The following is a 23,344-nucleotide window of genomic DNA, read 5'->3' as shown; positions in this document are numbered from 1 at the left end:
GCTCCTAGCGGATTTGCGCGATCAGGCTGGCGCCCTGGACGACGACTCGCTCGCCCGGCTCAAGGCCGCCAGTGACCAGTACCCGCAGCCCGTCCAGCGGCTCGCTGCGGATCGCCCGTGCCACGAAACGTTCCGGCGCGGTTTTCACCCAGACGATCACCTGATTCGCCGTATTGCGCGCCAGAGCTGTCGCCGGCAGCGGCAAGCCGGATACGGTCGACTTGAGCTGTACCTGGACCTTGACCGGCTGTCCGAGCGGGAGAGCCAGTCCGGCACCCGCGGCATGATTCTCGAAAATCAGCGGCAAGGCCTGTTCGCGCAGGCGGCGGGGTGCGCCGACAAAAACCAGCGGCACCGAGCGGCCACCGACGGCCACCGTCGCCGCCGCCACATCGCCGAGCGGCACGGCCTCGAAGGCAGTCGCCTCGATATGCAGGCTGTCCGGATCGATGACCTCGAAGATCAGCTCCTTTGGCTCGACGACCTGCCCGACCACCGCGTTGCTCGCCGCCAATACCCCGCCAACCGGTGCCACCAGCGCCTCGCGCCCGGACAAGCCGCCGCCTACCGCGGCCAGGCGTCCCTTCAGGCTGGCCACCTCGCTCTCGGCGCCATCGATGTCCTTTCTCGGCACCGTATCGGCCAGTTCGTTGAGCCGGGCCAGCCGCCGCTCGGCCAGGCCCAGCGCGGCCTTCAGCTCGGCCAGCAAGGCCGCCTGGTTAGACCGCTCGATGGCACCGGAGGCCGGCACAACCCAACCCAGAATCTCGCCTTTTTTCACCCGGCTGCCCGCCGCCGGCAAGCCATGCGGGCCGGCCGGCTCGATGCGGCCCGGAATCATGGCCTGCACGCGCCCGCCGAGATGCGGGTCCATGATCACGCGCCCCGGCAACTCCAGCGTTTTGGGCAGCGTTTCCGCCTGCATCTTGCGCGTCAGCACGGCCATGCCGCGCTGCGCCGATTTGGGCACGAAGACGGCGCCATCCGGCAGGCGCTGCGGTGCGTCGCCCAACGGACGGGCCATTTTTTTCTCGTCGGCATGGTCATGGCCTTCGTGAGCCATCGCCACCGGAGGAATGCCAGCCAGGAAAGCCAGCACGAGGAGTCCTTTTTTCATCATGCACCTCCTTTCGAGCGACGACGCCAGAGCCAGGCAAGCAACCCGCCCACCCCGAGGACCAGCGCCAGCCAGCCGGCCGGCTGCGATAGCATCGCCCCCGACGCAGCCGCATCCGCTGCCTCGACACGCAGTTCACCACTAAGCAGGTCGCTGTCTTCTCCGGCGATCAGCGTCAGCGCCATCGGGTACTCGCCAGGCCGACGCAGGGGCTGCAGCCACTTCTCGTCGGCCACCAGGTAATCGCCCCGCTCCGGGCGAAAGCGCGCCTTGACCGACTGGCCGCCGGCCTCCAGCTCCAGTTCGGCGTTGAGTACCGGCGCATTGCTATCGGCGTAATCGACATACCAGCTCATGCCCTCGGGCGTGAGCCGTCCCACCGCCTCGAAATGCTCACTTTCGGCCACGGCGACCGACATAGGCGGCGTCTCGCCGGCCACCGCGGCGGCCGACAGCACCAGGGCTGCAAGGAGGCCCATCGTTCGTATCAAAATCATCTTCTCTTCCTCACTCCGGCAACAGGCCGAGACTCTGGCGCAGTTGCGAAATACCCTGCCCCAGGGCAATACGGGCGCGCCCGAGCGCGCGCTCCGCCTCAAATGCTTCGGCTTCGATGCGCAACCGCGCCGGGAGATCGGTTTCACCCAGGCGGAAGGATTTTTCGTAGTAACCGCGGTTCTCGCGCGCCAGCCGGGCACGCTCCTCCGTCGCCGCCAGTTGCTGGCGCGCTGCGGCAACCTGCCTGCGTGAAGCCTCGGCCTCACGCCCCAGTCGTTCGCGCAAGCGCTCGAATTCCACGGTGGCTTCGATGGCCTCGGCATTCGCCGTGGCGACCCGGGCATCGTGACGCGGGCCATCCCCGAAAGGAATCCGCAAGGAGAGCGCCCAGGTCTGATCGGCGCGCTCTCCGCTGGCTGCCCGGTCGCTCCGCGTTGCCACGGCCAGCTCCGGGTTGCTGCGCGACTGCACCCGCGCCAGATCGGCATTGCGCCGCGCCAGGTCGGCCCGCCCCTGCCATTCGCGCAGCAGCGGATGAGCCTCGCCGACCTGCGCCGGAAATGCCTCCGACTGCCCGTCCGCCGCGGCTGCCGGGGCGCCGGTCAGGCTTTCCAGGCGATAGCGGGCGAGCGCTTCGGCGGCCTCGGTTTCAGCCTGTTGGGCGCGAACCTGCGACAGGACACCATCTGCCTGGTTGAGATCGGCCCGCGACAAATCGCCGGCGGCGAAACGCCGGGCAACGTCGTCGCGCAGGCGCCTTGCCGCGCCAAGACGATCGGCGGCAAGCGCGACCTCGTTTTGCTGGGCTTGCCAGCCCCACCAGGCATCGCGGACCAGCTGCGCCAGTTGCAGGCGCAGACTCTCCGCCCGCCCGGCCAGCGCCACGTCCTCCGCCTCTGCCGCCGCACGGGCGCCGCTGCGCTCGCCGGGCAGCCAGAGTGGCAGCACCAGGCCGAGATCGCTTTCAAGGGCGCCTCGGTTGCGATTGAATTGATCGCTGCGCACACCCAGCTCCAGGCTGGGCGCGGCAGCCGTCAAGGCCGACGCGGCGCCAAGACGGGCGGCAACCGCACGCTGGCGCTCGGCCAGCGCGGCAGTAGCCGGCTGACGCTGCCAGGCATCGGCAAAGGCCTTGGCCAACGGCGTTTCGCCGCGGGCCGGAGAGGCCAGACTGAACATCACGGTGATTGCGATGCAAAAAACGCTTCGCATGGGATTTCCTCCGGTTGCAATGGAACAACCGGCGGCATGCCGCACTGGGCCCGTCAGGGCCTCAAACAGAAATGGAAAGTGTCAGGACAAGCCGCCGCGACTCAGGCGGCAGCTCTGGGGGGGCGCTCGAGCCCCTCGGGAACGCGCGAGGCGAAGCGGTCCGCATGGCCATCCAGCGCAAACGAATCGGCCGTCACCATGACAGCCAGCCCCGATGCGCCCAGACCACCCGGCAGATGACCAAGAATATGGCCGGGGCAGCAATGGTGATCCTGCTCGTCGCAGGCCGCCTGCTCGTCATGCCCGGCGACCGCGGCATGCATGTCATGCCCGTCATGTCCGGAATGCTCCTCGCCCCCGGCGGACGACACGCCATGCTCGTGCGGCGCCACGCCATCCACGATTTCCCAGCCGAAACTCGGCGAGAAAACGGTCGATAGCATGACCAGCAACAACAGGCGGGTAATCAGGCGCTTGAACATGGAGATTCGAAGATTGAACGCACAAACTATACAATCTCGCACCGCACAAGCAAACAGCTGTTACAAAAACCCCACACATGCAATTCGAACTTTTGAAAACCGATGGCGCCGCCCGGCGCGGCACGCTGACGCTGAACCACGGCGTCGTCCAGACCCCCGTCTTCATGCCGGTCGGCACCTACGGCACGGTCAAGGCCATGACCCCCCAGTCGCTGAACGACATCGGCGCCCAGATCTGCCTCGGCAACACCTTCCACCTGTGGCTGCGCCCGGGGCTGGAGGTCGTCCAGGCGCACAAGGGCCTGCACGACTTCATGAACTGGCGAAAGCCCATCCTGACCGATTCCGGCGGCTTCCAGGTCTTTTCGCTCGGCGCGCTGCGCAAGATCACCGAGGAAGGCGTCAAGTTCTCGTCGCCGCACGACGGCGCCAAGCTCTTCCTGTCGCCGGAAATCTCGATGCAGATTCAGAAGGTGTTGAATTCCGATATCGTGATGATCTTCGACGAATGCACACCCTACCCGGCGACCCGCGACGAAGCCGCGAAGTCGATGCGCCTGTCGATGCGCTGGGCGCAGCGTTCGCGTGACGAACACAACAAGCTGGAAAACAGCAACGCGCTGTTCGGCATCGTCCAGGGCGGCATGTACGAAGACCTGCGCGACGAGTCGCTGGCCGGGCTGGACCAGATCGGCTTCGACGGCATGGCCATCGGCGGCCTGTCGGTCGGCGAACCGAAGGAAGACATGGCGCGCATCCTCGAGCACGTCGCGCCGAAAATGCCGGCCCACAAGCCGCGCTACCTGATGGGCGTCGGCACGCCGGAAGACCTGGTCTTCGCCGTCAAGCGCGGCATCGACATGTTCGACTGCGTGATGCCGACCCGCAACGCCCGCAACGGCCACCTGTTTACCCGTTTCGGCGACATCAAGATCAAGAACGCCCGTTTCAAGACCGACACCGGCCCGCTCGACCCGTCGTGCACCTGCACCACCTGCACGCAGTTCAGCCGGGCCTACCTGCACCACCTGTTCCGCTGCGGCGAGATTCTCGGCGGCATGCTGAATACCATCCATAACCTGCACTTCTATCAGACCATCATGGCCGAGATGCGTGCCGCCATCGAGGCCGGCACGCTCGACGAATGGTCGATCGGCTTTGCCCGCGACCGATCCTCGGGCCGGTGATAGAATCCCCCGTTTCGTTATTCAAGCAACCTGGAGTTACACAATGATCAGTATTGCCCACGCCCAAACCGCCGGCGCCGCTGCCGACCCGACCGGCGGCTTCATGCAGTTGCTGCCGATGATCCTGATGTTCGTCGTGCTGTGGTTCCTGATGATCCGTCCGCAGATGAAGAAGGCCAAGGAGCACAAGGCGCTGCTGGCCGGTCTGTCCAAGGGCGATGAAGTCGTCACCCAGGGCGGCATCGTCGGCAAGGTGACCAAGGTCGGCGAGAACTACGTCTCCGTCGAAATCGCCGAAGGCACCGAAGTCGTCGTGCAAAAGCCGTCGATCGGCCTGGTTTTGCCCAAGGGCACGCTGAAGTCGCTGTAATTCACCCCGAAAGGCGGCCGCTGGCCGCCTTTTTCGCTTCAAAGCCACCATGAATCGCTACCCACTCTGGAAGTACGTCACCGTCGCCATCGCGCTGGTGCTCGGCTTTATCTACACCCTGCCCAATTTCTTCGGCGAATCGCCGGCCGTGCAGGTTTCAAGCGCCAAGGCGACGCTCAAGGTCGATCACAAGACGCAGAACCGCGTCGAGGAAGCCTTGAAGGCCGCCAATATCGCTCACAATGGCATCCAGCTCGACTTCAACGGCGTCAAGACCCGCTTCAAGGATACCGACACCCAGCTGAAGGCCAAGGATGCCCTGGAAAAGGCATTCAACCCGGATGCCGCCGATCCGCAATACGTCGTCGCCCTGAACCTGCTGGCCGCCTCGCCGCAGTGGCTGACCTCGCTGCACGCGCTGCCGATGTACCTCGGCCTCGATCTGCGTGGCGGCGTGCACTTCCTGCTCCAGGTCGACATGAAAGGCGCGCTGACCAAGCGCCTCGACTCGACCTCGGCCGACCTGCGCACCCTGATGCGCGACAAGAACCTGCGCCATGGCGGCGTCAATCGCGAAGGCGACCGCATCGTCATCAAGTTCCGCGACGCCGAAACCCAGAACAAGGCACGCTTCGCCATTTCCGAGAGCCAGCCTGATCTGCAGGTCGTCGAAGCCGGCGACGCCAGCGAGCCGCGACTGATCGCCACGCTGAAGGTTCAGGCCCAGCAGAAGATCGGTGAATCGGCGCTGAAGCAGAACATCACCACCCTGCACAACCGGATCAACGAACTCGGCGTTGCCGAACCGGTGATCCAGCAGCAGGGCCAGGACCGCATCGTCGTCCAACTGCCGGGCGTACAGGATACCGCCAAGGCCAAGGATATCCTCGGCCGCACGGCGACCCTGGAAATCCGCCTGGTCGACGACACCCCGGGGGCGCTCGACGCCGCGTTGGCCGGCAATCCGCCGTTCGGCACCGAGGTCTATAGCGAGCGCGGCGGCCAGCCGCTGCTGGTCAAGAAGCAGGTCGTCCTCACCGGCGACCGCCTGACCGACGCCCAGCCCGGCTTCGACAACCAGACGCAGGAACCGGCCGTCCATCTGACGCTGGATTCCGCCGGCGCCCGCATCTTCAAGGATGTCACCCGCGAGAACGTGAACAAGCGCATGGCCATCCTGCTCATCGAGAAGGGCAAGGGCGAAGTCGTCACCGCCCCGGTCATCCGCACCGAAATCGGTGGCGGCCGCGTGCAGATTTCCGGCCGCATGACAACCAGCGAAGCCAACGATACCGCGCTGCTGCTGCGTGCCGGTTCGCTGGCCGCGCCGATGGACATCATCGAGGAACGCACCATCGGCCCGTCGCTCGGCGCCGAAAACATCCAGAAGGGTTTCCATTCGACGATGTGGGGTTTCGCCGCCATCGCCGTGTTCATGATCCTCTACTACCAGATGTTCGGCCTCGTCTCGGTGCTGGCCCTGGCCTCCAACCTGCTGTTCCTGGTCGCCATCCTGTCGCTGCTGCAGGCCACGCTGACCCTGCCCGGCATCGCGGCCATCGCGCTGACGCTGGGCATGGCCATCGACGCCAACGTGTTGATCAACGAGCGTATCCGCGAGGAACTGCGCGCCGGCATGCCGCCACAGGCCGCGATCTCGGAAGGTTACGAGCGCGCCTTCGGCACCATCCTGGATTCCAACATCACCACGCTGATCGCCGGCCTCGCCCTGCTCATTTTCGGCTCCGGCCCGGTGCGCGGCTTCGCCGTGGTGCACTGCCTGGGCATCCTGACCTCGATCTTCTCGTCGGTCGTCGTCTCGCGCGCGCTGGTCAACCTGATCTACGGCCGCCAGAAGAAACTGACCAAGGTCGCCATCGGCCAGGTGTGGAAGCCCGGCGTCGCCGCCGGCGCGCAGAAATAAGGAATCACGGACATGGAATTTTTCCGCATCAAGAAAGACATCCCGTTCATGCGCCATGCGCTGACGTTCAATGTCATTTCGCTCGTCACCTTCATCCTGGCCGTGTTCTTCCTGTTCACCAAGGGTCTGCACCTGTCGGTCGAATTCACCGGCGGCACGCTAATCGAGGTCAAATACGAACAGTCGGCCGACCTTGAAAAGGTCCGCGGCGCGCTCGGCAAGGCCGGCTTCTCCGATTTCTCGGTGCAGAATTTCGGTTCCTCGCAGGATGTCATGATCCGCCTGCCGCTCAAGGGTGACCAGAACACCAACCAGATCGGCGACGCCGTGATGTCCGCCCTGCAGGCCGATGCCCCGGGCGGCACCAAGCAACGCGTCGAGTTCGTCGGCCCGCAGGTCGGCAAGGAACTGGCCGAGAACGGCGCCATGGCCCTGCTGCTGGTCGTCATCGGCATCGTCATCTATCTCGCCTTCCGTTTCGAATGGCGCTTCTCGGTGTCGGCCATCATCGCCAACCTGCACGACGTGGTGATCATTCTCGGCTTCTTCGCCTTCTTCCAGTGGGAATTCTCGCTGTCGGTTCTGGCCGCCGTACTGGCCGTGCTCGGCTACTCGGTCAACGAGTCGGTCGTCGTCTTCGACCGGGTGCGCGAAACCTTCAAGAAGGTGCGCGGCCTGAGCACGCCGGAAGTCCTCGACCACGCCATCACCAGCACGATCAGCCGAACCATCATCACCCACGGCTCGACCCAGTTGATGGTGCTGTCGATGCTGATCTTCGGCGGCGAGACGCTGCATTACTTCGCCATGGCGCTGACCATCGGCATCTGCTTCGGCATCTACTCGTCGGTGCTGGTCGCCAGCCCGCTGGTCATGTGGCTGGGCGTGTCGCGGGAGCAGTTCATCCGGCAGAAGAAGGTTGTCGAAGGCGCCAACGAGGAAGGTGCCGTCGTCTAAGCATCCCTGTACCCAGGATGGAAGGGAGGGGCCTGCGGGCTCCTCTTTTTTTGCCACCACCCCAGAGGCGAGGCACTTCCACAAAACATGCCACAACCGTCATAATTGCGGCATATATCAGACACTCAAGGCGAATGTCGTGTACGGACTAGTCAATCGGGCATTGCAGGAGTTCATTTGCACCCACCATGGCGAGGCCAGTTGGGCAGCCATCAGGATCACGGCCGGAGTTGAGCTTGAATTCTTCGTCCGCATGGAATCCTACCCCGATGACATCACCTATCGCCTCGTCGGCGCGGCATGCGAGTCGCTGTGTATCGAGCCGGCCACCCTGCTACGGAACTTCGGTCGCCACTGGGTGCTGTTTACCGGGCAGGAAGGATACGGCTCGCTGCTCGACGGAGCGGGCAGTTCATTGCAGGAAATCCTGACCAATCTCGACGACCTGCATGTCAGGGTCGGCCTGATGTACCCGGCGCTCAAGCCGCCCTCCTTCAGCTGCAGCGATGTCCGCGAAGACGGGCTGACACTGCATTATTTTTCGGAACGTCCGGGGCTGGCCCCCATGGTGATGGGCTTGATCGAAGGACTGGGCGAGCGCTTCGGCAAAACCGTCACGATCCGTCATTCCTGTGACCGAAATGCGGGTGCCGACCATGACAGTTTCGATATCCGCATAGCCTGACATGGAACTGGGTTCTCCGTTGCCTCTCGGCGAGCTATTTCCCTTTCTGCTTGAATTGGACGACTGCCTGCGCATCGGGCAAACCGGACCGCTCATGCGCAAGGCTTACCCGGGATTGCAAACCGGCGATTTCTTGATCGATGTCTTCCAACCCATCGGCAAGAGCGGCGAATTCGTCAGTTTCGACCAGCTCTCGACAGAACATCGACGCCCTGCTGCGATTCGCCAGAAGCAGTCCCCGGCTCTGGTATTCCGGGGCGAATGGTTTGCCTGCAAGGCATCGCGCAAACTGTTTTTCCTTGGCTGGCCCTGGGTCACCGATCCGGACGAACTGACGAACCTGGGGATTCCGCTCCATGCCATCCCGGCCCACAATCCGCTCGGTGACCTGCTGTTGCTGCTCAAGACGAATCGCAATACGCTCGCCGACACCCATGCCCTGACCGAGGCGCTGCGCCAGCGAACGCTGGCACTGGAAAGCAGCAATCGCCGCCTGCAGGACGAAGCGGCGCTGATTCGCGCCGTCGAGGAAGCCAAACGGGCCAACCATGCCAAGAGCACTTTTCTGGCCAACATGAGCCATGAACTGCGCACCCCGCTCAGCGGCATCATCGGCATGGCATCGCTGCTGCTGAAACGCAGCGAAGAGCCGAAAACGCGCGACCAGATCGGAAAGATCCTCGCTTCGTCCAACCATTTGCTTGCCGTGATCAACGACATACTGGATCTTTCCAAGATCGAGGCCAATCGGATGTCGCTGGAATCGGCCCCATTCACGCTCTCGGGCGTCATCAACAACGTCCAGAACGCCCTGCTTCTGCGAGCCGACGGCCATCGCGGGATTGAGGTCCGGATCGCCATTGCGGAGGAGCTTCTCGACCGGGTGCTAACGGGTGACCCGCTGCGCCTGGGCCAGATCCTGATCAATCTACTCGGCAACGCGATGAAATTCACACCGCATGGTCATGCCACCGTGCGGGCCGACATCGTGAGCGCCGAGGGCGATGAGGTGATCGTACGCTTCGAGGTGGAGGACACCGGCATCGGCATTCAGCCGGAAGATCAGGAACGCCTATTTCTGGCCTTCGAACAGGCAGACAGTTCGACAAGCCGCCGCCACGGAGGGACCGGTCTGGGCCTGGCGATCTGCAAGCGCCTGGTCGAATTGATGGAAGGCAGCATCGGTGTCAGGAGTCAGCCCGGACGCGGAAGCACATTCTGGTTCACCGTCCGATTCAGCGACCCACATCAATCCTCGCTCCCCCTGCCCGCGAGCGCTTCTGGCCCGGCGACCGAAGAAACGATCCGCGTGCAATTCGGGGGAACACGCATACTGATTGCCGACGACGAACCGGTCAGCCAGGAAATTGCCCGCGAGTTGCTTGAGCACGCGGGCCTTGTCGTCGATGTCGCCAGTGACGGCCAGGAAGCGCTTGAGCTATCGCGCCAAAATGCCTACGCCCTGATCCTGATGGACATGCAGATGCCGCGCATGAGCGGCACCGAAGCCACACGATGTATCCGCGGCCAATCGCTGAATACCGCAACACCGATCCTGGCGACGACCGCCAACGCCTTCGATGAAGACCGCAAGGATTGCCTTGAGGCCGGCATGAACAGCCACCTGCCCAAGCCGATCAGCCCCGCGAAGCTCTACGAAGCCGTGCTGCACTGGTTGCAATACGACGCCAATCGGCGCGACTGAAGCCGCCCCCAACTACCAGGTCGGCACCTCGCCGACCGCCGGCGGCGGCACCTCCGGCAACCACGCGCCGCTGGCGCCGTAGATCGCCGCCAAGGCAATCGCCAGCGCAACAAGCAGCGCCAGGAAGCCGCCGCCGCGCGCGGACTCGCCGTCGGCATCGTCTTTCCATCCGGTAACCATAGGCTTGACCAGGTTCTGCTTCTTGACATGGGCGTAGAACGCAATGGCGGCGACGTGCAGGACAACGAGGCCGATCAGGACATTTGACAGCAGGTGATGCACGCCTGTCAGCCGGTTGCTGACCTCGCGGCTGACCAGATCGGCGAGCGGCCCGGTAAACGCGATGTCGTCATTGGCCAACAGCCCGCTGCCCACCTGAACCAGCAGCAAAGCGATCAGGCCGAATACCGACAGCGCACCGAGCGGGTTATGTCCCTCGCCACGCCATTGGCCGCTCAGGTAGGCCTTGATCTTGGCGGGCGTCGGAAAGAAATGGGCAAAGCGGGCGTAGGTCGAGCCGAGGACACCCCAGACCAGGCGAAAAACCAGCAGGCCAGCGATCAGGATGCCAATCTTTCCATGCCACTCGATCAGATTGCCACCTATTTGCCCGGTCACGACGGCAGCGACCACCGATGCCCCCAGAAGCCAGTGAAACAGGCGCGTCGGTAGATCCCACAGGAAAATCCGCTTGCTGTTCATACCCTGCCCTTCCTCGTTAAATGAAACAGGCGCCCCAAGGGACGCCTGCCTGCTCCAATCGAAGCGCCCGACCTTATTTCTTGGCCTTGAAATCGTCGTGGCATCCCTTGCAGGTACCGCCGAGCTTGCCCAACTGGACACCGACCGCAGCCGCATCGCCAGTTGCCGCAACCTTGGCCATTTCATTGGCTTCCTTGTTGAATTCCATCGCCACCTTGCCCAGCTTTTCCTTGTCCGTCCAGATATTGGCCTTCGCGCGAGTCGGCTCCCAGCCGGTGCCCTTGTCGGTGCCCGGCAGATACAGCGCCCCCATGCCGGAATTGGCGATGGCCTGGATGGCGTTGGCCGCCTTGACGACCTCTTCCTTGTTGAAGTTGCCGCCTTCGACGTTCATCTTGATGCGCTGCATGTTCCAGGCCATGAAGCCATAGCCGGACTGACGGAACTTGATCGCATCTTCCGGCTTGACCTGAGCGACAGCAGCTCCGGCCATGGTGATAGCCAGCAGGGACAGCAAAAGCTTGGATTTCATGAACTCTTCTCCGTTGTTGGGTGGGACACACTGGGTATACGCAGGCAGGGCACAAAATATTCCACCATTCATTTGACGCTGCCCAGGCGCGTTACTTTATCAGCCTCAACGCAAGCTTCCGTGACTCAAGTCACCGAGCGCACACCTAAACCGCGAATACGTGCTTCACGCGCAGCGCCGGAGCACCGGATTCGATGGCCAGCAGGCGAGCGATGTTCGGGTGCTTGCCCGGATTGGCGCGCTCGTCCTCGGTATGTTCGGCGAAGATTTCCAGGCCCTTCCTGGCCGCCTCGGCATTGATCGACCCATAGGTCTGCGCCAGATGGTTATAGACCGCCAGGGAACCCTGGCTGCCAGCCTTGTTCTCGATGCTGGCGACCAGCTGGCCGTCGGCGTCGAGCAGGTTGATGGCGGCCAGATGCGAAATGCCCGGCAATTTCTTCAAGTTTTCGGCAAAAGACATTTATTTCCAGTCCCGTTTGGCTTTGACCAGGCCGATGATCAGCCCGGTGGTGAAGGTGGCTATCGGCACGGTGAAGGCGATGGCCTTGATGCCGCGCTCGGCGCCGAATTGGAAGAGCAGCCAGACCGCCGGCAACATGCCGAGGAACAGCCCGATCGCCGCGCCCCGGATGCCGCCACGGATCACTTCGCGATCCGTGGTTTTCCGGTCGCCGGTGCAGTGCGGACAGTAGATGGCGTCCGCCGGCACGTCCTGGCCGCACTTGCTGCACTGCATGGCTTAGATACGCTTGGCCAGTTCGGCGGCCTTGCCGGTGTAGTCCCACGGCGTCAGCTTGAGCAGCTCGGCCTTGGCGGCTTCCGGGATGGCCAGCGTGGACACGAAAGCCTGCATGCCGTCGCGCGAGACGCGGGTGCCGCGGGTCAGTTCCTTGAGCTTTTCGTAGGCGTTCGGCACAGCGTAGCGACGCATCACGGTCTGGATCGGCTCGGCCAGCAGCTCCCAGTTGGCATCGAGGTCGGCCTTCATCAGGTCGGCATTGATTTCCAGTTTGCCTAGGCCCTTGAGCAGCGAATCGTAACCGAGCAGCGTGTAGCCCAGGCCGACACCCATGTTGCGGAGCACGGTGGAGTCGGTCAGGTCGCGCTGCCAGCGGGAGATCGGCAGCTTTTCAGCGAGGTGCTTCAACACGGCGTTGGCTAGGCCGAGGTTGCCTTCGGAGTTCTCGAAGTCGATCGGATTGACCTTGTGCGGCATGGTCGAGGAACCGATTTCGCCGGCTTTGACCTTCTGCTTGAAGAAGCCGAGGGAGATATAGCCCCAGACGTCGCGGTCGAGGTCGACCAGAATACTGTTGGCGCGGGCAAAGGCGTCGAACAGTTCGGCCAGCGCATCGTGCGGCTCGATCTGGATGGTGTAGGGATTGAAGGTCAGGCCGAGCGACTCGACGAAGCGCTTGGCGAAGCCTTCCCAGTCGTAGCCCGGGTAGGCGGCGAGGTGGGCGTTGTAGTTACCGACGGCGCCGTTGATCTTGCCGAGCAGCTCGACGGCGGCTATGCGGGCGCGAGCGCGTTGCAGGCGGTAGGCGGTATTGGCCATTTCCTTGCCCATCGTCGACGGCGTCGCCGGCTGGCCGTGCGTGCGGCTCATCATCGGGATGTCGGCATAGGCGTGGGCCAGTTCGACCAGCTTGGCAATGACCTTGTCCAGCGTCGGCAGCATGGCCTGGGCGCGGGCGCCCTGGCACATCAGGGCGTGCGACAGGTTATTGATGTCTTCCGAGGTGCAGGCGAAGTGGATGAACTCGCTAACCTTGACGACTTCGGCATTCGCCTTGGTCTTGTCCTTGATCCAGTATTCCAGCGCCTTGACGTCGTGGTTGGTGGTGGCTTCAATGGCTTTGACCTCGGCGGCCTGCGCCGGCCCGAAGTTGGCGACCAGCGCATCCAGCTCGGCAACGGTGGCCGGCGAGAAGGCGGCGATTTCGGCGAAATGCGGCTCGGCGGACAGCGCCTTCAGCCATTCGATCTCCACCTTGAGGCGGGCACGGATCAGGCCGAACTCGGAAAAATGCTCGCGCAGGGCGTCAACTTTGCCGGCGTAGCGGCCATCGAGCGGGGAAAGGGCAGTCAAGGGATCGAAGGTCATATGCACATCCTTTTCAGTAAGCCGGTAATTTTACCTTCCCCGCCATGCGCTGCCCATACGCTATAATCGAACTCCCCAAATCAGAGAGCGCACGATGAAGCTGATCGGCTCCCATACCAGCCCCTACACGCGCAAAGTGCGTATCGTGCTGGCCGAAAAGAAGATTGAATACGATTTCGTGGTCGAGTCGCCGTGGACACCTGGCAACAAGGTGGCGGACTACAACCCGCTGGGCAAGATTCCCGTGCTGGTACTGGATGACGACACGGCCCTCTTTGATTCACGCGTCATCGTCGAGTACATCGACAACGTCACGCCGAACAACAAGCTGTTCCCCGCCCCGAATCGCGAACGCATCGAAGTCAAGCGCTGGGAAGCACTGGCCGATGGCCTGTGCGACGCTGCCGTCGCCGCCTTGCTCGAAGGCAAGCGCCCGGCCAACGAGCAAAGCGCCGACTGGATCGAACGCCAGCTCGCCAAGGTAAAGCGCGCACTGGCCTTCATGTCCGAGGAGCTGGACGACAAGAGCTTCTGCATGGGAACGCATATTTCGATGGCTGACCTGGCGCTGGGTACCGCACTCGGTTACCTGAACTTCCGCTTCCCGGAAATCGCCTGGCAGGCCGACCATCCGAACCTGTCCAAACTGTATGACAAGCTGATGCAGCGCCCGGCCTTTGCCGACACACTGCCGCACGAATAAGCGAAAAAAGCGAACCACACGGTCAACACGGGGCGCCAAAGGCGCCCTTATCTTTTATACCTACTGAACCAAAATCCTTTTGGCCAGTCTCCCTCTTGCCGGGAACTCCCAAAGGAGGTCACACATGATTTCTCCACCCGAAACGGCAATACCGATCGATGCGATCGCCCAAGCGCTTACGGTAGCGTTGGGGGCGCGCGACCACTACACACGGGTCCACTGCGACCGCGTCGTCCAGCTGTCGGAAGCGCTGGGCAAGCATCTGGGCCTGACCAGCAAGGAACTGGAACACCTGTCGCTGGGGGCGCGCTTCCACGACCTGGGAAAAATCGGCATCCCCGACACCGTCCTGCGCAAACCCGAACCCTTTGAGGCTCATGAATGGGAATGCATGAAGCAACACGTAGTGATCGGCGAACAAATCGTTCTCGCCATCAACGGCGGCCGCGTCAGCAGCGTGGCACGCACGGTCAGACACCACCACGAGCATTTTGACGGATCGGGATACCCGGACGGACTAAAGGGGAGCGCCATTCCGCTCGATGCCCGCATCATTTCGGTAGTGGATAGCTACGACGCGATGATCGCCCGCCGCCCTTACCATGATGCGCGCGACCACCGGGCAGTCATGGACATACTGAACAGCGAGTCAGGCAGCAAGCACGACCCGGATCTGGTTCATGCCTTCGGTGCCGTCATCGAAAATAGCTGACGACACCGCAGCAACCCAAACGCTTAGCGGATGATGCCGCCACCCAAGCAGACACGGCTCTCGTAAAGCACCACCGACTGCCCGGGCGTGAGCGCCCACTGCGGCTCAGCAAACCGTATTTCGCAGGTTTCACTGTCGACGCGCTCGACTTCGCACGGCTGATCGGCCGTCCGATAACGCGGCTTGGCCGTGTAAACCCAGTGCGTATGCGGCGCCTTGCCGGAGACCCAGCTCAATTGCTCGGCCAGCAGTTCATCCTTGAGCAAGGCGGGATGATCGTGCCCTTGCACGACGTAGAGCACGTTCCTGTCCATGTCCTTGCCAGCGACGAACCAGGCATCGTGATCGCCGCCGCCCGGCGCCCCCTTCTCCTTCACACCACCGATCTGCAGGCCCTTGCGCTGTCCCAGCGTGTGGTACATCAAACCATCGTGCTCGCCGAGTACCTTGCCGTCGTCAAGACGGCGAATCTCGCCCTTCTTCGGCGGCAGGTAGCGCGACAGGAAATCCTTGAACGGCCGTTCGCCAATGAAACAGATGCCGGTCGAGTCCTTCTTGGCGGCGACATGCAGACCTTCCGCCTCGGCTATCTTGCGCACGTCACGCTTGTAGATATCGGCGAGTGGGAACAAAGTTTTCGACAGTTGTGCCTGGTTCAGACGATAGAGGAAGTAGCTCTGATCCTTGGTGCCGTCCTCGGCCTTGAGCAGCTGGAATTCGCCATTGAACTCGCGTACCCCGGCGTAGTGGCCGGTGGCGATCTTCTCTGCCCCCAGCTTCAACGCATGATCGAGGAAAGCCTTGAACTTGATTTCCGAGTTGCACAGGATGTCCGGATTCGGCGTCCGCCCCGCCTGGTATTCGCGCAGGAATTCGGCAAACACGCGCTCGCGGTATTCGGCGGCAAAGTTGACCACTTCGACGTCAATGCCGATCCGGTCGGCCACGCTCATCACGTCGACGAGGTCCTGCCGCGACGAGCAGTATTCCTCGGTGTCGTCGTCTTCCCAGTTCTTCATGAACAGGCCGATCACATTCCACCCCTGCTGCTTCAGCAACAGCGCAGCAACCGAGGAATCCACGCCGCCGGACAAGCCGACAACCACCGTTTTCTTAGACATCGGGACCAGCCCCTTTCTTCCATTCATCCAGCGGCAGGATCACCGCCGGCTGACCATTATCGACGAACCAGCTGTCGACGACGAATCGTCGCGGTTCGCCCTCCTGACTTTTTTCTTCAATCACGGCCGACCAATGGATCGGCACGATGCCGGCGAAATTGCGGCTTTGCGGCTCCTGAACAAGATGCCAGCGCAGGTAACCGCGCTGAGCGAGCAGACGCAGCAAACGGGTAGTCGATGTCGAATGATCGATACAGTCCATCTTGCCCGGCAGGTCGTCATCAGCATAGTTCCCACCGTGATCGTTGTAGATGTCCGACTGTTCGCCCCCCCAGCCATAAAGGCGGCCGATGGCCACGGCCAGCACCCCACGCTCCGTAGCGGCATCGGTCGCCGCATACATCATGCGCCGTATCTGCCCCAACTGCCCTTCGGTAAAACGAACGCGAACCTCATGGTCGCAACCATAACCGTGACAGATGCGCACCACCTCATCGGCAAAAACCGCCCCCGACCAACAGGCCAACAGCAGGTACAACCAGCGCAGCATCAGCAGTAGTGCACCAGCAGATCGAGCGGATAGCGTTTGCCGGCCAGCAAATCCTCGCAGCAGCGCAGGATCAGCGGACTGCGATGCCGCGCCTGCGTCGCCCTGACCTCGTCCAGCGTCAACCAGCGAGCGGCGACGATGCCGTCGTCCAGCTTCCGATCCGCTTCGAAACCGCGCAACTCCCCGGCAAAGGCGAAACGCAGGTAAGTCGTGTCCTCCTTGGTCGGATGCTTCCAGTGATAGACACCGACCAGATGCGTCGGCTTGAAATGGTAGGCAGTCTCTTCCAGCGCCTCGCGCACCACGGCATCGACCAGCGCCTCGTCTTCCTCCAGATGCCCCGCCGGCTGGTTGAAAGCCAGCCCGGCCTCGGTTTCCTCCTCGACCAACAGGAACTTGCCGTCGCGATAAACGACGGCGGCAACGGTAACGTGGGGCTTCCAGACCATGGCAAGACTCAAACGGCAAAACCATTATTTTACCGTCTGAATTCGGCTAGAATTATGGGCTTTTACACACGGCAACACGGAGAATCACCATGTCCATGTCGGATCGCGACGGTTTCATTTGGCAGGATGGCAAGCTCGTGCCTTGGCGCGAAGCGACCACCCACGTCCTCACCCATTCCCTGCACTACGGCATGGGCGTATTCGAGGGCGTCCGTGCCTACAAGACCGAACGCGGCACCGCGATTTTCCGTCTCAAGGAGCACACCGAGCGCCTGTTCCGTTCCGCTCACATTTTCCAGATGGCCATGCCGTATTCGGCCGAAGAGCTGAACGAAGCGCAGAAGGAAGTGATCCGCGCCAACAAGCTGGAATCCGGCTACCTGCGTCCGCTGGCCTTCTACGGTTCGGAAAAGATGGGCGTTTCGCCCAAGGGCGCCAAGGTGCACGTCATCATCGCCGCTTGGCCGTGGGGCGCCTACCTCGGCGAGGAAGGTCTGCAACGCGGCATCCGCATCAAGACCTCGTCCTACACCCGCCACCACGTGAATATCACCATGGTGCGCGCCAAGGCCTCGGGCAACTACATGAACTCCATCCTCGCCAACAACGAGGCAACTACCGACGGCTACGACGAAGCCCTGCTCCTCGATCCGGAAGGCTACGCCTGCGAAGGCGCCGGCGAGAACCTGTTCATCGTCAAGAACGGCAAGCTGTACACGCCGGACCTGACCGCCTGCCTGGAAGGCATCACCCGCGCCACCGTCATGCAACTGGCCGGCGAACTGGGTATCGAAGTCATCGAAAAGCGCATCACCCGCGACGAAGTCTATTGCGCCGACGAAGCCTTCTTCACCGGCACGGCCGCCGAAGTCACGCCGATCCGCGAGCTCGATAACCGCCAGATCGGCGTCGGTCACCGCGGCCCGATCACCAAGGCGCTGCAGGAAAAGTATTTCGACGTGGTCTATGGCCGCTCCGCTGCACACGCCGACTGGCTGGCCGTCGTCTAATCCCGGGAGATAACAATGTCCGACAAGAAGACCATCGAAATCACTGCCCACGATCTGCCGCTGCACTGCCCGACGCCGAATGCGCCGTTGTGGAGCCAGCATCCGCGCGTCTTCCTCGACGTGCTGAAGACCGGCGAAGTGACCTGCCCGTACTGTTCTGCCAAATACGTCTTCACGGGCGAAGCCCCCAAGGGTCATCACTAAGACACGGACGGCGGGCCGCAAGCCCGCCGTTTTCGCATGAAGAAAGCCCTGATCGTCGCCCCCTCGTGGATCGGCGACACCATCATGGCGCAGCCGCTGTTCGCACGGCTGTGCGCGCGCCATCCCGGTTTGCATCTCGATGCCCTGGCCCCCCGCTGGGTCGCTCCCGTGTTGCACCGCATGGCCGAAATCCGTGACGTCATCGACAGTCCGTTCGGACATGGCCAACTGTCGCTCAAGGCACGCTGGCGACTGGCTCGCCAACTGGCTGCGGGCGGCTATGACGCCGTCTATGTGCTGCCCAATTCGCTGAAATCGGCCCTTGTACCCTGGCTGGCCGGCATTCCGCAACGCGTCGGATTTACCGGCGAATCGCGCTACGGCCTGATCAACGTCCGCCACGACCTCGACAAGCAGGCACTGCCGCTGATGGTCGAACGCTTCATGCAACTGGCCGAAACCCCGGGTACCCCGCCGGCCAAGCCGATCGCCCACCCGCGCATCCACTCCAGCCAGGCCGACCAACAGCGCACCCTGGCCGAACTCGGCCTGAATAAACCTAGCCGCATCGTCGCCTTCTGCCCGGGCGCCGAATACGGCCCGGCCAAGCGCTGGCCGGCCATCCACTTCGCCTCGCTGGCCCGGCAACTGGCCTTGCAAGGCTGTGCCATCTGGCTGTTCGGCTCGCCCAAGGACCACGCCGTCGCCGAGGAAATCGCCCAGCTTGCTCCCGGCCTGTGCCGCAACCTGTGCGGCGCCACCTCCCTCGCCCAGGCGGTCGACCTGCTGGCCCTGGCCGATTTGGTAGTGTGCAACGACTCCGGCCTGATGCACGTCGCTGCTGCTCTCGACCGTCCCATCGTCGCGCTCTATGGCTCATCGTCGCCCGGCTTCACGCCGCCGCTGTCGAATCGCGCCGACGTCGTCAGCCTGAATCTGGACTGCAGCCCCTGCTTCAAGCGCGAATGCCCGCTCGGCCACCTGGACTGCCTGAACAAGCTGTCGCCCGAGCAGGTTCTCGCGCATTGCCAACAATGGATTTCACGATGAGCAAGCCAGGACACTTCGCCTCGCCCGACGACGTCGAACATGCGTTCTACGACGCCATCGCCCATGGCGATGCCGATTTGCTGATGCTGGTCTGGGCCGAGGATGAAGACACGATCTGCGTCCATCCGACCGGCGTCCGCCTGCGCGGCGAAGCGCCGATCCGCGAAAGCTGGCGCAGCATATTCAGCAGTGCCCGCATCAAGGTCCAGCCCGAATCGGTTGCCCATTGGCAGGGAACCGTCATGGCCATCCATCACCTGACGGAAATCCTGTTCGTCGGCGACGATCCCAGCCCGCACGGACCGCTTCACGTCACCCACGTCTATGTTCGTGGCGCGCACGGCTGGCGCATGGTCAGCCGACACGCCTCGGCCGCGGACGATGGCCATCAGGCGATGGCCGACGCCATTCCGCATACGCTGCATTGAAACCCTACCGCGCGCCCGGCTGGCTGCCCGGTGGCCAGGCCCAGACCCTCTGGCCCCTGCTGATCAAGCCGAAATCCATCCCCTTGCGCCGCGAGCGCTGGGAAACGCCGGATGGCGACTTCATCGATGTCGATCACCTCGATGGCCCGGCCGAATCACCCCTGCTGGTTCTCTTCCATGGCCTGGAAGGCAGTGCGCGCAGCCACTACGCCATTTCGACCGCCCGTGCCTGCAAGCGCATCGGCTGGCGCCTCGCCCTCCCGCACTTCCGGGGTTGCTCCGGCGAATTGAACCGCCGGCCGCGCGCCTACCATTCGGGCGATTCGGCAGAAATCGACTGGATCCTGCATCGCCTGCACCAGGGCAACGCCAGCCGTCGCCTGCACGCTGCCGGCATTTCACTGGGCGGCAATGCGCTGCTCAAATGGGCAGGCGAACAGCAGGAGTCAGCCGCCACGCTGGTCACCGGCGTGGCCGGCATCTGCGCGCCTCTGGATCTCGCTGCGTGCGGCCACCATCTGGCACGCGGCTTCAACCGGATCTACACCCGGCATTTCCTCGATACCCTGAAATCCCGCTCGGCCGCCCGCCTTGAGCGCTTCCCCGGGCTTTTCGACGAGACACGCATGCGCCGTTCGCGCAACCTGTGGGACTTCGACGATGCGGTAACCGGTCCGGTGCATGGCTTTGCCGGTGCCGACGACTACTGGGCCCGTTCATCGGCAAAATCCTGGTTGAAAACGATTGCGGTGCCCGCCCTGGTGGTCAATCCCCAAAACGACCCCTTCCTGCCAATATCCGCTCTGCCCGGCCGGACCGACATCAGCGCCAGCGTCCGCCTCGAGCAACCGGCAACCGGTGGCCACGTCGGCTTCGTCAGCGGCCCATTTCCTGGGAATCTGGACTGGCTGCCGCAAAGACTCTTACACTTCTTCACTTCGGAATTGCGATAACACACCATGAGCCAACTCCCAGCCGAGATTTTCAAGGCCTACGACATCCGGGGCATCGTCAACAAATCGCTGACTGCCGACGTGGTGCGCCAGGTCGGTCACGCCCTCGGCTCGCTGGCCGTCGAGCAAGGCCAGAAGGCCATCGCGGTTGGCCGTGACGGCCGCCTGTCCGGCCCGGAACTGGCCGGCGCGCTGATGGATGGTATCTGTGCCGCCGGCGTGGATGCCATCGATGTCGGCTGCGTACCGACCCCGCTGACCTATTTCGCCGCCTACGAACTGGGCTGCCACTCCTGCGTCTCGGTCACCGGCAGCCACAACCCGCCGGACTACAACGGCCTGAAGATGGTCATCGGCGGCACGACGCTGGCGCTGGAAGCCATCCAGGACCTGAAGAAACGCATCGAAGCCGGCAACCTGAAGCATGGCAAGGGCCAACGCCGCAGCGCCGACGTCAAGGCGGCCTATGTTGAAAAAATCGTCGGCGACGTCAAGCTGGCCCGCCCGATGAAAATCGTCATGGACTGTGGCAACGGCGTCGCCGGCGCCATCGCCCCCGAGCTGTTCAAGCGCTTGGGCTGCGACATCGTGCCGCTCTACTGCGAAGTCGATGGCAATTTCCCGAATCACCACCCGGACCCTTCCAAGCCGGAAAACCTGGCCGATGTGATCAGGGCACTCAAGGAAACCGATGCCGAGATCGGTATCGCCTTCGACGGCGACGGCGACCGCCTCGGGGTGGTGACCAAGGATGGCGAGATCATTTTCCCAGATCGCCAGTTGATGCTGTTCGCCGCCGACGTGCTGTCGCGCGTGCCGGGCGGCCAGGTCATCTACGACGTCAAATGCACGCGCCTGCTCGCCCCGTGGATCAAGAAACACGGCGGCGTGCCGCTGATGTGGAACACCGGCCACGCGCTGGTCAAGGCCAAGCTGAAGGAAACCGGCGCGCCGCTGGCCGGCGAGATGTCCGGCCACACCTTCTTCAAAGAACGCTGGTACGGCTTCGACGACGGCCTGTACACCGGCGCCCGCCTGCTCGAAATCCTGAGCCAATCGGCCGACGCCAACCCGGTACTGAAAAACCTGCCCAACGCGCCATCCACCCCGGAGCTGAACATCAAGATGGCCGAAGGCGAACCCTTCAAGCTGATCGACAAGCTGAAGGCCGACGGAAAATTTGCCGGCGCCGAGGAAATCATCACGATCGACGGCGTCCGCGTGGAGTACGCTGATGGCTTCGGACTGGCCCGCCCGTCGAACACCACGCCGGTTGTCGTTCTGCGCTTCGAAGCCGACAATGCGGCGGCACTGGAACGCATCCAGCAAGATTTCCGGCAAGCGCTCAACGCGGTGTGGCCAAGCATCCAGTTGCCGTTTTAAGGAGCTTTCGTGAGCGAATCAGCAGCTGACCAGCTGTTCCTCGGACGCCAGCCGATCCTCGATCGCGACCAGCAACTGTTCGCTTACGAACTGCTTTTCCGCAGCGGCAGCCAAAACTTCGCCGACGTAACCGACGGCGTCCAGGCCACGGCTACCGTCATCGCCAACGCCTTCACCGAACTCGGCGTCGCAGCGGCACTCGGCAAGCATCGCGGCTTCATCAACGTCGACGAGCAATTCCTGTTCAGCGACATGCTCGAATTGCTGCCCCGCCAGGCCGTTGTTCTGGAAATTCTGGAAACCGTGCCGCCGACGCCGGCCGTGGTCGAGCGCTGCCGCGCCTTGAAAGCTGCCGGTTTCACGCTGGCGCTCGACGACGTCGTCCAGCTTGAACCGGCATTTGCCGAGTTGCTGGCCCTGGTCGAAATCGTCAAGGTCGACATCCAGCCGCTATCGCGCGTCCAGCTGATGCAGTTGAGCATGAAGCTCAAGCCCATGGGCAAGCAACTGCTGGCCGAGAAAGTCGACTCGCGCGAGCAGATGGAACAGTGCCTGAAACTGGGCTTCACCCTCTTCCAGGGCTATTACTTCGCCAAGCCGACCATCATCGCCGGCAAAAAGCTGGATCATTCGCAACTCTCGTTGATGAAGCTGATGGGACTGCTTCTGGGCGACGCCGACACCAGCGAACTCGAAGCAGCGCTGAAGCCGGAGCCGGGTTTGACCGTCAACCTGCTGCGCATGACCAATTCCGTTGGCGCCGGCTGTACCGAGCGCATCACCTCGCTGGGCCATGCCATCACCGTTCTTGGCCGACGCCAGCTCCAGCGCTGGCTGCAGTTGCTGGTCTTCGCGTCGGGCAAGCAGAACGCAACCGGCAACCCGCTCCTCCTGATGGCGGCTACGCGCGGGCGGCTGATGGAGTTGCTGGCCGATGAATTGAGCCCCGGCGACAGCGGATTGGCCGACCGGGCCTTCATGGCCGGCATCATGTCCTTGATGCCCGCCCTCGTCGCTCAGACAATGGAAGAAATCGTGGCGCCGCTCGGCCTCGCCGGCGACGTACGGGATGCGCTATGCCACGGCAGCGGCCGACTGGGTGCCTTGTTGCGCATCACCGAAAGCAGCGAAGGTGGCAACATGCAGGACTTGAATGCGGCGCTGGCCGAGTTGCCCGGTCTGGGAGCGAAAGCCATCAATCGGGCGCAGACCATGGCGCTGCAATGGGCCAACGAAATCGGCCGGGAACAATCCCTTTAAGCATCGTTACAAAACCCCCACAGCCTGACACCATCCGGCC

Annotated in this window: 27 protein-coding genes; 15 read left to right on the top strand and 12 right to left on the bottom strand. The window is 63.0% G+C overall.

What is annotated here, in order from left to right; translation table 11 throughout:
* Nucleotides 1-4: 4 nt before the first annotated feature.
* The 4 genes from F1002_RS12285 to F1002_RS12270 all read right to left on the bottom strand — a co-directional run bounded on the left by F1002_RS12285 (nt 5) and on the right by F1002_RS12270 (nt 3,309).
* Nucleotides 5-1,117: an efflux RND transporter periplasmic adaptor subunit gene (locus tag F1002_RS12285; protein WP_223879581.1), complete on the bottom strand. Its 1,113-nt coding sequence runs from the start codon at nt 1,115-1,117 to the stop codon at nt 5-7.
* The gene (locus F1002_RS12280) at nt 1,117-1,614 is read right to left on the bottom strand and encodes a hypothetical protein (RefSeq protein WP_150429342.1); all 498 of its coding nucleotides are present in this window, start codon (nt 1,612-1,614) and stop codon (nt 1,117-1,119) included. The genes F1002_RS12285 and F1002_RS12280 overlap by 1 nt, the downstream gene beginning before the upstream one ends.
* 10 nt (nt 1,615-1,624) lie before the next feature.
* Nucleotides 1,625-2,827: a TolC family protein gene (locus tag F1002_RS12275; protein WP_150429341.1), complete on the bottom strand. Its 1,203-nt coding sequence runs from the start codon at nt 2,825-2,827 to the stop codon at nt 1,625-1,627.
* Nucleotides 2,828-2,928: 101 nt separating this feature from the next.
* Entirely contained in the window at nt 2,929-3,309 is a 381-nt protein-coding gene (locus tag F1002_RS12270) for a hypothetical protein (protein ID WP_150429340.1), read from the bottom strand.
* Nucleotides 3,310-3,386: 77 nt separating this feature from the next.
* Here F1002_RS12270 and tgt point away from each other — a divergent pair, with 77 nt between their 5' ends.
* The 6 genes from tgt to F1002_RS12240 all read left to right on the top strand — a co-directional run bounded on the left by tgt (nt 3,387) and on the right by F1002_RS12240 (nt 10,137).
* Entirely contained in the window at nt 3,387-4,496 is a 1,110-nt protein-coding gene (gene tgt, locus F1002_RS12265) for a tRNA guanosine(34) transglycosylase Tgt (RefSeq protein ID WP_150429339.1), read from the top strand.
* Between the two features lie 43 nt (nt 4,497-4,539).
* On the top strand, nt 4,540-4,866 hold the full coding sequence (gene yajC, locus F1002_RS12260) for a preprotein translocase subunit YajC (RefSeq protein WP_150429338.1): 327 nt from the start codon (nt 4,540-4,542) through the stop codon (nt 4,864-4,866).
* A gap of 49 nt (nt 4,867-4,915) precedes the next feature.
* Nucleotides 4,916-6,790 carry a protein translocase subunit SecD gene (secD, locus tag F1002_RS12255; RefSeq protein ID WP_150429337.1) on the top strand — a complete coding sequence of 625 codons (1,875 nt, stop codon included), beginning with the start codon at nt 4,916-4,918 and terminating at the stop codon, nt 6,788-6,790.
* Nucleotides 6,791-6,802: 12 nt separating this feature from the next.
* On the top strand, nt 6,803-7,747 hold the full coding sequence (gene secF / locus F1002_RS12250) for a protein translocase subunit SecF (RefSeq protein WP_150429336.1): 945 nt from the start codon (nt 6,803-6,805) through the stop codon (nt 7,745-7,747).
* Nucleotides 7,748-7,886: 139 nt separating this feature from the next.
* Nucleotides 7,887-8,432 (top strand): heme NO-binding domain-containing protein, encoded by a 546-nt coding sequence (locus tag F1002_RS12245; protein ID WP_150429335.1) that lies wholly within the window; start codon nt 7,887-7,889, stop codon nt 8,430-8,432.
* A 1-nt stretch (nt 8,433) separates the two neighbouring features.
* Entirely contained in the window at nt 8,434-10,137 is a 1,704-nt protein-coding gene (locus tag F1002_RS12240) for an ATP-binding protein (protein WP_150429334.1), read from the top strand.
* A gap of 12 nt (nt 10,138-10,149) precedes the next feature.
* Here the strand turns inward: F1002_RS12240 and F1002_RS12235 are convergent, their stop codons facing one another.
* From F1002_RS12235 to purB, 5 genes are all read right to left on the bottom strand, one after another.
* A complete protein-coding gene (locus F1002_RS12235) occupies nt 10,150-10,839 on the bottom strand; it encodes a cytochrome b/b6 domain-containing protein (RefSeq protein ID WP_150429333.1) in 690 nt (229 codons plus the stop codon).
* 73 nt (nt 10,840-10,912) lie between these two features.
* Complete coding sequence (locus F1002_RS12230; protein WP_150429332.1) at nt 10,913-11,371, bottom strand: cytochrome c; 459 nt, start codon at nt 11,369-11,371, stop codon at nt 10,913-10,915.
* A 145-nt stretch (nt 11,372-11,516) separates the two neighbouring features.
* Entirely contained in the window at nt 11,517-11,834 is a 318-nt protein-coding gene (locus F1002_RS12225) for a DUF2322 family protein (RefSeq protein ID WP_150429331.1), read from the bottom strand.
* Nucleotides 11,835-12,110 carry a zinc ribbon domain-containing protein gene (locus F1002_RS12220; RefSeq protein ID WP_150429330.1) on the bottom strand — a complete coding sequence of 92 codons (276 nt, stop codon included), beginning with the start codon at nt 12,108-12,110 and terminating at the stop codon, nt 11,835-11,837.
* Between the two features lie 3 nt (nt 12,111-12,113).
* On the bottom strand, nt 12,114-13,481 hold the full coding sequence (gene purB, locus F1002_RS12215) for an adenylosuccinate lyase (RefSeq protein WP_150429329.1): 1,368 nt from the start codon (nt 13,479-13,481) through the stop codon (nt 12,114-12,116).
* 94 nt (nt 13,482-13,575) lie between these two features.
* Between purB and F1002_RS12210 the strand changes: the two genes are divergently transcribed.
* A complete protein-coding gene (locus tag F1002_RS12210; protein ID WP_150429328.1) occupies nt 13,576-14,184 on the top strand; it encodes a glutathione S-transferase in 609 nt (202 codons plus the stop codon).
* Nucleotides 14,185-14,308: 124 nt separating this feature from the next.
* Nucleotides 14,309-14,896: an HD-GYP domain-containing protein gene (locus F1002_RS12205; protein WP_150429327.1), complete on the top strand. Its 588-nt coding sequence runs from the start codon at nt 14,309-14,311 to the stop codon at nt 14,894-14,896.
* Between the two features lie 23 nt (nt 14,897-14,919).
* On the opposite strand, the gene mnmA is transcribed toward F1002_RS12205, so the two are convergent.
* The 3 genes from mnmA to F1002_RS12190 are packed head-to-tail and all read right to left on the bottom strand — an operon-like array spanning nt 14,920 to nt 17,016.
* A complete protein-coding gene (gene mnmA / locus F1002_RS12200; protein ID WP_150429326.1) occupies nt 14,920-16,017 on the bottom strand; it encodes a tRNA 2-thiouridine(34) synthase MnmA in 1,098 nt (365 codons plus the stop codon).
* Complete coding sequence (locus F1002_RS12195; RefSeq protein WP_150429325.1) at nt 16,010-16,567, bottom strand: hypothetical protein; 558 nt, start codon at nt 16,565-16,567, stop codon at nt 16,010-16,012. The genes mnmA and F1002_RS12195 overlap by 8 nt, the downstream gene beginning before the upstream one ends.
* The gene (locus F1002_RS12190) at nt 16,567-17,016 is read right to left on the bottom strand and encodes an NUDIX hydrolase (RefSeq protein ID WP_150429324.1); all 450 of its coding nucleotides are present in this window, start codon (nt 17,014-17,016) and stop codon (nt 16,567-16,569) included. Before F1002_RS12190 ends, F1002_RS12195 begins: the two co-directional genes overlap by 1 nt.
* Nucleotides 17,017-17,105: 89 nt before the next feature.
* Here F1002_RS12190 and F1002_RS12185 point away from each other — a divergent pair, with 89 nt between their 5' ends.
* From F1002_RS12185 to F1002_RS12155, 7 genes are read left to right on the top strand one after another with little or no spacing between them, the layout of a single operon-like run.
* Nucleotides 17,106-18,026 carry a branched-chain amino acid transaminase gene (locus tag F1002_RS12185; RefSeq protein ID WP_150429323.1) on the top strand — a complete coding sequence of 307 codons (921 nt, stop codon included), beginning with the start codon at nt 17,106-17,108 and terminating at the stop codon, nt 18,024-18,026.
* 15 nt (nt 18,027-18,041) lie between these two features.
* Nucleotides 18,042-18,230, top strand: a complete 189-nt coding sequence (locus F1002_RS12180; RefSeq protein WP_150429322.1) for a zinc-finger domain-containing protein — start codon at nt 18,042-18,044, stop codon at nt 18,228-18,230.
* Nucleotides 18,231-18,266: 36 nt separating this feature from the next.
* Nucleotides 18,267-19,280: a lipopolysaccharide heptosyltransferase II gene (waaF, locus tag F1002_RS12175; RefSeq protein WP_150429321.1), complete on the top strand. Its 1,014-nt coding sequence runs from the start codon at nt 18,267-18,269 to the stop codon at nt 19,278-19,280.
* The gene (locus F1002_RS12170; protein ID WP_150429320.1) at nt 19,277-19,708 is read left to right on the top strand and encodes a nuclear transport factor 2 family protein; all 432 of its coding nucleotides are present in this window, start codon (nt 19,277-19,279) and stop codon (nt 19,706-19,708) included. The genes waaF and F1002_RS12170 overlap by 4 nt, the downstream gene beginning before the upstream one ends.
* Nucleotides 19,705-20,661, top strand: a complete 957-nt coding sequence (locus tag F1002_RS12165; protein WP_150429319.1) for a YheT family hydrolase — start codon at nt 19,705-19,707, stop codon at nt 20,659-20,661. The genes F1002_RS12170 and F1002_RS12165 overlap by 4 nt, the downstream gene beginning before the upstream one ends.
* Nucleotides 20,662-20,667: 6 nt before the next feature.
* Nucleotides 20,668-22,044: a phosphomannomutase/phosphoglucomutase gene (locus F1002_RS12160; protein ID WP_150429318.1), complete on the top strand. Its 1,377-nt coding sequence runs from the start codon at nt 20,668-20,670 to the stop codon at nt 22,042-22,044.
* A gap of 9 nt (nt 22,045-22,053) precedes the next feature.
* Complete coding sequence (locus tag F1002_RS12155; RefSeq protein WP_150429317.1) at nt 22,054-23,304, top strand: EAL and HDOD domain-containing protein; 1,251 nt, start codon at nt 22,054-22,056, stop codon at nt 23,302-23,304.
* Nucleotides 23,305-23,344: the final 40 nt, after the last annotated feature.

This window comes from Dechloromonas sp. CZR5 (assembly GCF_008711155.1).
Classification (GTDB): domain Bacteria; phylum Pseudomonadota; class Gammaproteobacteria; order Burkholderiales; family Rhodocyclaceae; genus Azonexus.
Note: the sequence above shows the minus strand (reverse complement) of the source record. Positions and strands in the feature narration are given on the sequence as shown.